The organism is Clostridiales bacterium (assembly GCA_018333995.1).
In the GTDB taxonomy this organism is placed as follows: Bacteria; Actinomycetota; Coriobacteriia; order Anaerosomatales; family SLCP01; genus JAGXSG01.
Genome location: JAGXSG010000007.1, coordinates 146,800 through 157,427, shown reverse-complemented (window position 1 = coordinate 157,427; position 10,628 = coordinate 146,800). Strand labels below are relative to the sequence as shown.

7 protein-coding genes, 2 tRNA genes and 1 other RNA gene are annotated in these 10,628 nt (G+C 60.9%); 5 read left to right on the top strand and 5 right to left on the bottom strand.

Annotated features, from left to right (window positions below):
* The 5 genes from KGZ40_02220 to rnpB form a co-directional block, all read left to right on the top strand.
* Positions 1–1,446: glutamate--tRNA ligase (locus tag KGZ40_02220; protein ID MBS3956338.1), on the top strand; the 1,446-nt coding region annotated here is incomplete at its 5' end.
* Between the two features lie 90 nt (positions 1,447–1,536).
* Positions 1,537–1,612: transfer RNA gene (locus KGZ40_02215), tRNA-Gln, on the top strand.
* 4 nt (positions 1,613–1,616) lie between these two features.
* Positions 1,617–1,692 (top strand) — tRNA-Glu (locus tag KGZ40_02210).
* Positions 1,693–1,783: 91 nt separating this feature from the next.
* Positions 1,784–3,478, top strand: a complete 1,695-nt coding sequence (locus tag KGZ40_02205; GenBank protein MBS3956337.1) for a glutamine--tRNA ligase/YqeY domain fusion protein — start codon at positions 1,784–1,786, stop codon at positions 3,476–3,478.
* Positions 3,479–3,519: 41 nt separating this feature from the next.
* Positions 3,520–3,866, top strand: an RNA gene (gene rnpB, locus KGZ40_02200) — RNase P RNA component class A.
* 74 nt (positions 3,867–3,940) lie between these two features.
* On the opposite strand, the gene KGZ40_02195 is transcribed toward rnpB, so the two are convergent.
* The 5 genes from KGZ40_02195 to KGZ40_02175 all read right to left on the bottom strand — a co-directional run bounded on the left by KGZ40_02195 (position 3,941) and on the right by KGZ40_02175 (position 10,608).
* Positions 3,941–5,470, bottom strand: a complete 1,530-nt coding sequence (locus tag KGZ40_02195; protein MBS3956336.1) for a hypothetical protein — start codon at positions 5,468–5,470, stop codon at positions 3,941–3,943.
* 106 nt (positions 5,471–5,576) lie between these two features.
* The gene (locus tag KGZ40_02190; GenBank protein MBS3956335.1) at positions 5,577–6,662 is read right to left on the bottom strand and encodes an ABC transporter ATP-binding protein; all 1,086 of its coding nucleotides are present in this window, start codon (positions 6,660–6,662) and stop codon (positions 5,577–5,579) included.
* 4 nt (positions 6,663–6,666) lie between these two features.
* A complete protein-coding gene (locus tag KGZ40_02185; GenBank protein MBS3956334.1) occupies positions 6,667–8,343 on the bottom strand; it encodes an iron ABC transporter permease in 1,677 nt (558 codons plus the stop codon).
* Positions 8,344–8,368: 25 nt separating this feature from the next.
* A complete protein-coding gene (locus KGZ40_02180; protein MBS3956333.1) occupies positions 8,369–9,421 on the bottom strand; it encodes an extracellular solute-binding protein in 1,053 nt (350 codons plus the stop codon).
* Positions 9,422–9,624: 203 nt separating this feature from the next.
* Positions 9,625–10,608 (bottom strand): hypothetical protein, encoded by a 984-nt coding sequence (locus KGZ40_02175; protein ID MBS3956332.1) that lies wholly within the window; start codon positions 10,606–10,608, stop codon positions 9,625–9,627.
* Positions 10,609–10,628 lie beyond the last annotated feature (20 nt).

Genomic DNA, 10,628 nt, shown 5'->3' with positions numbered 1-10,628 from the left:
CTGCACATCGGCGGGGCCCGCACCGCTATCTACAATTGGGCGTACGCCCGCCGTCACCACGGGTCGCTCATCTTGAGAATCGACGACACCGATCCAGAACGTTCCCGTGAGGAGCACACCCGTCAGATTCTGGAGTCGTTGCGCTGGCTCGGCATCGACTGGGACGAAGGTCCTGACGTAGGCGGCGCGTGGGGACCGTACTTCCAGGCGCAGCGAGGCGACACCTACACTGTCGCGCTCAAGCGGCTCAAGGCCTCAAAAGCGGTCTACCCTTGCTTTTGCTCCCCGGAAGAGCTCGACGCAGCACGCGAGGCGGCTCGGGCACACGGCGGACACATCGGGTACGCCAAGACGTGCCGCGCGCTTTCGGCACAGGAGGTGAGTGAGCGAATCGCCGTCGGTACGCCCCACGCATGGCGGCTGAGAGTGCCCGACGACCGTGGTGCTGTCTCGTTCGAGGACGCGGTGCGCGGTACCAGCACCTTCGCCGCCGACGTGCTCGACGACTTCATCGTGGTCAGATCGGACGCAACACCCACCTACAACTTCGCGACCGTCGTCGACGACGCAGCCATGGAGATCACACACGTGATCCGCGGGGACGACCATCTGTCAAACACGCCCCGCCAGATACTTGTCTTCGAAGCGCTTGGAGCGGCTGTGCCTGTCTTCGCCCACTTGTCTATGATCTGGGGACCGGACGGCAAGCGCCTGTCCAAGCGTCACGGTGCGGCAAGCGTCGAGGACTACCGGGACCTCGGCTTCATTCCCGAGGCGATCGTCAACTACCTTGCCCTTCTCGGCTGGTCGCTCGATGACAGGACGACAATCATCGACCGCGAGACCTTAGTGTCCTCCTTCTCCCTCGAGCGAGTCTCAAAGAATCCGGCCGTTTTCGATGCCGAGAAGCTCGCGTGGATGAACGGCGTCTACCTTCGGGAGATGTCTGCCGAGACATTCGTCGAACATATGGTGCCAACACTTGTTGAAGCGGGTCTGATCTCAAAGGACGAGGCGGATTCCCGGCGTTCGTGGCTCATCGAGCTCGCACCACTCGTATCAGAGCGTGCAAAGCGGCTGGACGAGATCGTGCCGATGGTTGCGTTCCTGTTCTCAGACGCTGTGCAGATCGATGAGGACGCACGGATCAACGTTCTTGGAGTGGACGGGGCCACAGCCGCCCTTGACGCGGCTGCTGACGCACTGGGCACCCTCGACGAATTCACTCCTGAAGCAATTGAGGCCGCGCTCAGGTCCGTGCCCGAAGCGACGGGCGTAAAGGCAAAGATTGCGTTCCAGGCCGTCCGCGTTGCGATATCGGGATCGACCGTAAGTCTTCCGCTGTTTGAGTCGATCGCACTGCTAGGAGCTAAGTCCACGCTTGATCGAATTCGAGCCGCGTGCAACAGCCGATCGGCGGACGCGGGGAACGGCTCCATGCGGTGACTGGGTCAGAACCCGTTCGTGCCCTGTTGACAGGCCCTGTGGCCCCCCGTAATATACCTGTTCGTGCCCTTTGGCGCACAGGCGAGGTACTGGGGTATGGTGTAACTGGCAACACGTCGGATTCTGGTTCCGAAGAGTCTAGGTTCGAGCCCTAGTACCCCAGCCAGAACGGCCCGTTGGTCTAGCGGTGAGGACGCCGCCCTCTCAAGGCGGAAACCACGGGTTCGAATCCCGTACGGGCTACCAGCAACGAAAGAAGACCCCCGCTCATTAGCGGGGGTCTTCTCACGCTTCGGGGAGGCAATTGCGCGGCGGTCCTGTGGTATCCTCGTCCACCATGGATGCGAACACATCATCTCCGCCGGAGCGCTCGGATTTCATTCGCGATATCGTCGCCTCTGATCTTCGCGAGGGCCGTCACCCGAGCGTGATTACTCGCTTTCCGCCGGAGCCCAATGGCTACCTCCACATCGGCCACGCAAAGTCGATCTGTCTGAACTTCGGGATCGCAGGAGAGTTTGGCGGGGCGTGTCACCTGCGATTCGATGATACGAATCCGGTCAAAGAGGAGCAGGAGTACATCGACTCTATTGAAACGGACGTCCGCTGGCTTGGATTTGACTGGGGCAACCACCTCTACTTCGCCTCAGACTACTTCGAACAGCTCTACCAGTGGGCGCTTGCCCTCATCAGGTCTGGTAAGGCGTACGTAGACGATCTTTCCGCCGAGGAGATACGTGCCTACCGTGGAACCCTCACGGAGCCCGGGCAGGAAAGCCCATGGCGTGGCCGTACGGTGGAAGAGAACCTCGATCTGTTCGCCCGCATGCGCAACGGTGAGTTTCTGACCGGGTCGAGGGTCCTGCGGGCAAAAATCGACATGGCGTCCCCAAACATCAACCTTCGCGATCCGGTGATGTACCGGATACTCCACACGGCGCACCATCGCACAGGTGACGCCTGGTGCATCTACCCCTCGTACGACTTCGCGCATGGGCAGTCCGACGCGATCGAGCACGTCACGCACTCCATCTGCACGCTCGAGTTCCAGGACCACCGGCCGCTGTACGACTGGTTCATCGACAATCTGCCGGTCCCGTCCCGTCCCCGGCAGTACGAGTTCGCGCGCCTAAACCTAACCCACACCGTACTTTCCAAGCGCGTTTTATCTCGTCTTGTCAGTGAGGGCCACGTGCGTGGCTGGGATGATCCGCGGATGCCTACGCTCTCGGGACTGCGCCGCCGGGGATTTTCTGCCGAGGCGATCCGCGACTTCGCGGCGATGATCGGGGTCGCGAGAGCGGATAGCGTCGTCGAGGTCGAGATGCTCGAACACGCAGTGCGCGATGTGCTCAATCGCGACGCGCAGCGGCGGTTCGCCGTACTCAAGCCCCTTAAGCTCATCATCGAGAATTTCCCGGAAGGCGAGCTCGAGTACGTCGACGTCCAGAACAACCCCGAGGACCCGGATGCCGGTACACGAAGGGTTCCCTTCTCAAGGGAGCTCTGGATTGAGCACGACGACTTCATGGAAGACCCGCCCAAGCAGTTTTTTCGCCTTGCCCCTGGCCGAGAAGTGCGTCTTCGCTCGGCGTACTTCATTACTTGCACTGAGGTTGTCAAGGACGAGACGGGTCGCGTCGTAGAGCTACGGTGTACGTACGATCCGCAGACACGGGGAGGAAGTTCTCCGGATGGCAGGCGACCGAAAGCGACCCTTCACTGGCTGTCCGCGGAACATGCCATTCCGGCCGAGGTTCGCCTCTACGACCATCTGTTCACTGAGCCGTACCCTGGAAGAGATGGCAAAGATCTGCTTGAAGACCTCAACCCGTCATCAGAAACTGTCTTAAGCGGCTCCTTTGTTGAACCGGCGCTCGCTCAAGTCGAACCTGGCGTCACGGTGCAATTCGAACGCCTTGGATATTTCTGTGTTGACAGGGATTCTCAGCCGGATGCGCCAGTCTTCAACAGGACAGTTTCGCTCAAGGACACGTGGGCCAAACTGCAAGCACGCGGGCGGCAGAGCTAGGTCACCCTTCGACCCCGCATGAACCTGCTAGAATGGTTAGCGGAGTGGGTCAGGCGATCGCGCGCGCACACGATGCGCGTGAGGAAAGTCCGGACTCCACAGGGCAAGGTGCCTGCTAACGGCAGGGCGCGGTGACGCGACGGAAAGTGCCACAGAAAAGAAAACTCCCCCGCACGCGCGGGAGAAAAGCTGAAACGGTGCGGTAAGAGCGCACCAGCGTCACGGCGACGTGACGGCTTGGCAAACCCCACCTGGAGCAAGGGCGAATAGGAGCGGTTAAGGCCTGCCCGGCCGTCGCTCGGGTCAGCCCGCGTGAGGCCGTCGGCGACGGCGGTCCCAGATAGATGATCGTCCTCGACAGAATCCGGCTTACCGGCCCACTCCCCAATTGCATGAGAAGAGGCGGCCACCGTGTGGCCGCCTCTAAAATCCGGAGTGCGTATCGGCGTTCATCGCGCGAATCTAGCGCGGAATAACCCGAACCGCGTTAGGCGCGACGCGTACGATCTCGTAATCCCGTATCGTCGTGTGCCCTCTTCCCGACCAGGTCACGTTGCCAGCCCAGTCGTTCACGCGGAGCCTGTACGAGTACGTTCCGGTGCTGGTTGAGCCGTCGGCGTCGTGTGCGCCGTTCCAGGAGATGTTCGCGTTCCCGGCCGCTCGGCGCCCTTGACGCGTCGCCACGAGTTCGCCATCTGAGTTGTATACGAACAGCATGACGTGGACGTCTTTGGTGAGATTCATGTGGACGGTCATGTTGTCTTTGTAGCCCTCACGGATGATTGGATAGAACGGATCCGGCGCGTCCCGCACATCACGTATGTGCGGAATGATCTTGTCAAGATTGAAGGGCCGGGTCTGCTTGACGATGCGACCGAGCATGTCTTGAGTCTCGACAGTCAATGTATGAGCGCCGTTCCTGTACTTTCGCATGTCGAGGGCCAAGCGGTATGGAGGTTTGGTGACCGTGCCAACCGGGGCTCCATCGATCGAAAAGCGCACCCAGCGGATGCCTGCAAGGTCAGTCGCCTCGGCTTCGAAGGTGTAAAACGCCCCTATGAGAGCGTTATCCTTGGCTGGGCGGGTGATCTTCAACGTTGGCACGTCGGGATCAGAGCGAAATGTGGTGGTGGCCCACGGCCCCGGATTGGTTGCACGGTCTACGGCGCGTACCCGGATCGTGCTTGTACCGGGCGGCATGTCGTGAATCGTGACGTAGGGCTTGGTGGGCGGCAGATAGAACACCGGCTTTCCGCGTGTTTCGCCGTTGACCTGCACCTCGAAGTTCGCGGTGCCCGACAGGTCGTCGTACTGACGGTCCTCCCAGAAGACGAACGCCTGTGTTGAGGCGGTCCATGGACCGGTGGGGCCCGTGTACCGCTCCGACGGTTTCGCTGTAAGTGTCCGCACCTGCAGTGGCGCAGTGACGTCGATGCCTAAAGTGATCGGGCCGATGGTGTTGGACGACAGCACGCTTTCGTTGCCTAACGGGCCATCAGCCTCAAAACGGTATGCAAAGCTCCAGATCCCCTCAAAGGGGTGCTTCTGAGCCGCGAGCGGAACGTAGCCCCACGCCGATTCTGGTTCCAAGTACCAGTGAGATACGAGGTCCTTCTGGATATCGACGACGCCGTCCGCGGGAAATACCGTGCTCATGTCGACGCGTTCACCGCCAGGTATGACATCCCGAACGAGGAGGCTACGGTCGAATCGGTAGTGCACGTGCCGGATGTTGCCCTCGCGGGAGTGGTCGTACTCGTCCATCGCTGGAAGGTTGAGCAGGTACTTAACCGTTGTCGAATTGCCCCATCCCTGACGCCAGTTGAGGTCCGGGTTGTTCCAGTCGACCCACCCGTGGGGGTTAGTGACAAATTCGCCGAGGGGGCTCGGGATGTCGCTCACCGAACCAAAAGCGGGCTGCGGGATAAGCGACACGACCAGGAGGGCCGCGACGAACACGCTACAGACCTTGCTGCGACTAGAGTGTGACATGATCTCCCCGTTTCAGAGGCGCGCGTACACGATCCATACTACTGTATCGGCCCAGAAGCGTCACCCTTGAGCCCACGACCGTGAAGAGACGGGTGCGACGACGGCCCTACGTTTCCGAGGGAAGGAACACAAGGTGCGCTAGATCGGTCTCGATCCTTACGCGGACGTCCGGCGCGAGAAGCCGGGTGGATGACATGAGTGAATGAAAACGCAACCCGTTTTCCAGCTCTAGGGTGTAAAGCGCGCTTCCGCCGAGGAATTCGATGTCGATGATCCGCGCGATGCCGAGCGGGTCTTCGGCGATCGTGATGTCGTCGGGACGAACCATCAGTTTGCCGCTGACGCATCCGGCAGGTAATGGGGAACTCGCCAGGAACTCCCCGAGTCCCGTGATCAGCCGGTCTCCGCATACCTCGGCAGGAAGAAAGTCCACTTTTCCCGTGAACTCCGCCACAAACGCGTTGACGGGATGATGGTATACGTCATAAGCGGCCCCCACCTGTTCTAGCAGCCCATTGTTGAGCAAGCCGATGCGATCGGACAGTGAGAATGCTTCTTCCCTGTCGTGTGTGACGAGGATCGTGGTGGCACCTTGGGACTTCAGTATCTCGCGGGTCTCTTCACGAAGTGATGCCCTGAGTTCGGCGTCGAGATTCGAGAACGGCTCGTCGAGCAGCATGATCTCGGGCGCGGGAGCCAGTGAGCGCGCAAGCGCCACACGTTGTCTCTGACCTCCGGAAAGTTCGTGTGGATAGCTGGAACCCAGAGACGAGAGCCCCACAAGGCCAAGCAACTCTGTCACGCGGTGCCGCACTTCAGCTTTTGGACGCCCGTGGAGGCCGAAAGCGATGTTCTCATCGACGGTCATGTGGGGAAAGAGCGCGTAATCCTGGAAGACGATCCCAACATGCCTGCCCTCGGGTGGCGTGTGTGAGGTGGCGCTCGCTACCTCCATCCCGTCGATCAGGACCGAGCCCTCCGTCACCGTTTCTAGTCCAGCGATGAGTCGAAGGGTCGTCGTCTTTCCGCATCCCGATGGGCCGAGTAGAGAGAAGAACTCCCCCCTGCTAACCGTAAGGCTGATCCCATCGACCGCGGGAACACCGGATACGTACTCCTTGCGCACCGCGGTCAGGACCACATGTGGCGAGGAGTCAGGCGATGTTGTTGAGGGAGACTCAATCTTGTTCATGACACTACCGCTTCCTTTCATGTGTCTCGCTCGCATCAAGCAGTAGCTTGACGGGGAGAAGGCCGGTCACGACGATCGCAAGCGCTGGCAGCGCTGTGCTCGACCACAGTGACTCGGCGGCCATCTGCCACACCCAGATCGCCAGGGTGTCGTAGCCAAATGGGCGCAGGAGAACCGTTATTGGCAGCTCTTTCATGACATCGACGAAGACGAGGATCGCACCGGCGGTGATGCCAGGGATTATCAGCGGCAACTGTATGCGATAGCCAACCCGAAGCGGTCCCGCTCCCAGGGCGCGTGCCGCGAGTACCGTCTGTGGAGCGATCTTTTCCATGCTGGAGTCAATGCTACTGTGGGCAACAGCCATGAATCGAGCGGTATACGCATACACAAGCCCAACGAGGGAACCGACGAATATGAGGCCTGGAGCCACACCGAAGAGCACCTCTCCGGCACGATTGGCGGTCCTGTCGAGTGCGGCGAGAGCGAGGATGACGCCCACGCCGACTACCGCGCCTGGCATCGAGTACCCGATCGACACGAGGGCTGTCGCTGCCCGTGTGATGCCGCTAGGACGGACGCGCGAGAGCGCCGCGAATGTCAGGCCGACGAGAGCGGCGCATCCGGCGGCAAGCAAGGCAAGTGTGAGACTGTTGAGTGCAAGCTCGCCATAGGTGCGCAGTTCACCGCGCGTCGCGTCGCCGATCTCCCGGTAAGCCCAGATGAGAAGTTGAGTAGCCGGTATACCAAAGGCGATAGTCACCGTGGCGGCACACACCGAGGTCGCCCCTGCCGCACTCCATCCCTTGAGACGAGTGACTGGTATGCCGGGAATTCTGCCCTTCGACTGATGGTACGCCCGTCTGCGTCTTGAGCTGCGCTCCAGTAGCAGCAAGACAAGGGTAAACATGGCAAGCACGCCCGCGAGCTCGGACGCGGCCCCCAGGTCCATCAGTCCGTGCCAGACTCTCAACACCCCGTCCGACACGGTCGGGAAGTTGAAGTACCTCACTGTCGCGAAGTCGGCAAGCGCCTCCATTGCCGCAAGTCCGGCACCTGCCGCGATCGACGGACGGGCGAGCGGTAAAGCGACTTTGAAAAAACGCCGTGATCGGCTCGCTCCGAGCGCGCGCGCCGCCTCGAACATCGATCCGGATATCTCGTCGAATCCCGCTTTAGCGAGCAAATACACGTAGGGATAGAGAACAAGCGTCATGACGGCGATCACGCCCGCGGCTGACCTGATCTCAGGAAACGCGGCCGTCTGAACACCCGCGTCGCGTAGCGCCGATTGGAGTGGGCCCGAGCCGTCGAGCAGCGCGATGTAGATGAATCCCATGATATAGGCCGGAACCGCCATGGGGAGCACGAGCAGCCACTTGAATGTGCGGCGGCCCGGAAACTCGTACGCGGTCACGATCCAGGCGAGGCCAGTTCCCAACACGAGCGTGCCGCTGACGACGCCGGCGATGAGCAGCACGGTGTTCAGCGCCATTCTGGGGAGAATGGTCTCCCACAGGTGTGACCACACTTCGAACGTGGGTGTCAGCAGAGAACTCGCAACAACTCCCACGGGAAGGACGGCGAGACCAGCGATCAACAGCGCGACGAGAGGTGGGGCGCTGTTCGCGCCCCACCTCTTCATGATCTTTCGCGTGACTCTACCGTGACGCTCTGACATCAACCGTTCTTGCCTCTATCGCACACTACTCGTAGCCGACAGTGTTTAGTAGCTTAACCGCGTCAGCCTGAAGGCGTCCAAATTCTCCCTTGTTAAGCGGGTCGGCCTTGAACGGACCGAACTCCTGAATGATGGGATGTGCTTCAGCTTCCGGGTTGGCAGGGAACTCATGGTTGCTGCTCGCGAAGATCTCCTGTCCGGTTCCGCTCAGCCACTCAAGCAACGCAAGCGCGTTGTCGCGATTTGGTGCGTTTGCGGTAATACCGGCTCCACTGATGTTGACGTGAGCTCCACGATCATCCTGGTTCGCCCAGAACACGCGAATCGGGAAGTCGGGGTTTTCTTCAAGCAACCTGCCGAGATAGTAGTGGTTTGTGATAGCGACGTCACCCTCGCCTGCCGCCAGAGCCTCGAGGATCTTAGTATCACTGTCGATGTAGGTTGGCTGGTTCGCCACCCAACCGCGCACGATCTCCTCGGCACCTGCCGGTCCGTGCTCTGCGATGAGGCTCGAGACCAGCGATTGAGTGTAGGAGTGAGTCGAGGGACGCATGAATAGGCGGCCGTTCCACATTGGATCGGCGAGCGCCTCGTACGTCGACAGCTGCTCGGGAGTCACTCTGTCAGGGTGGTAGAGGATAGTGCGCACGCGCTGAGTGAGGCCGAACCAGCGCCCGTCAGCATCGCGCAACTCCTCGGGGATGTTGTCCCGTAGCGTTTGACTATCGATGGATTCCAGGAGTCCGTCCTCGGCGGCGAGCCAGAGGTTGCCCGCGTCGACAGCGATGTACATGTCAGCGGGCGTGTTCTCGCCCTCCGCCTTGAGGCGTTCTCTCAGAAGCGCGTCGGCACCACTGGTGAAGCGGACCTCGATGCCGGTCTCCTCCGTGAAACGCTCGAACACAGGCTCGACACCGTAGTGACGGGACGTGTAGACGTTGACAAATTTGGGTGCCTCGTCAGGGCTCTCCGCGGTTGGAGTCTGCTGCGGTTCGGCGCCACCGAGAAATCTGCCGGCCACGAAGGCCACGGCGACGAGGACCACGGCGAGGACCACGTACATACTCTGCTTGCTCATGCGTCTGCTGCCACCTTTCTGTTGAGCGTCTCGCTTGTGTAACCGGTACACAAGCGAGACATTCGTGTGTACGGTGCACACGTGTTCGTACGTGCTAAGTACAAAATGTTATGCGACAGAAGGGTGCGTGTCAAGCAAGACACGAAAGAATGACGATTACGCAGGTAGAGGCGGAATGAGGCGCGCTAGAGCAGGTGGGTGTCCTACACCGATTTCCACTGGAATGAGCCGCACGACGCGGGAGTGCTCTCCCCCTTCTTGGGACACGTGTTCAGGTAGACACATTCATCGCACGTGAGATCGGCGATATCCGATGAGCCCGGCTCGTATTGACCGGTATCGTCGGATACGCCGATCTCTTCGAGGTCGGCGAGCAAACCGGAGTCATTCTGGACGGGAGCTTGTGGTGGGCGCGTATCCTCCACACCCCCTGTGAGGTCCATCGATTCTTCAGCCGCAACAAACTCCCCGGGGTCGTTGTACGCTCCCATTATCACGGGGCGGCCAAGGGCGATCGCCTCATCGGAACCGTCGGCGCGGACGAGGTCATCGACATCACGGGCGGGTTCTTCCAGCGGGTCCGGCACGTACTCGACTATCGCAGCCGGAGTGTCGCCCACGGCGATATCATCATCGGCGCGAGCGTGTGAAGGCGGCTCGACGAGACCAGCGTTTCCGTCTACTTGAACGTCTGTCTCTGAGACATCCCACGGCCAGGCAGCTGAGTGAGTGACAGCCGAGTCTGCGGCAGGGGGCGCAGCCGGGACCGACTCTGGCGCGACGATGCCGGAGGACTCGAGGGCTCCAGCAGCCCTTCGCAGCGCGTCCGTGAGGTCTCCCACAGGCGCCATGGGTGGGGCGAGTAGCGCCGCTGCTTCTTCGGCGTCCATGTCCGGAACACCGTCCGCTGGTGCCTGAGGCGTCTCGGGCTCGAGCTGTTCGACAGTGGGCGTCTCCCACGCTCCGGCACTTGCCTCGGAAGGCGATTCCGAGCGCGCCACCGGATACGGCTGCGGGACGATGAGGACGGGCACGGCGTCATCGAGATCGGCGATAAAAAACTCCTGGGAGTCCGTAGCGGCACTTACATCCGGCAAGGCCCCCAGCGCCTCCTTGCGGGTCTCGAACGCCCGCCCGGCAAGTAGTTCGACGTCAAGACCATCACGTGAAAGCAGGATGAACGCCATCGAAGGCACCTCTCATCATT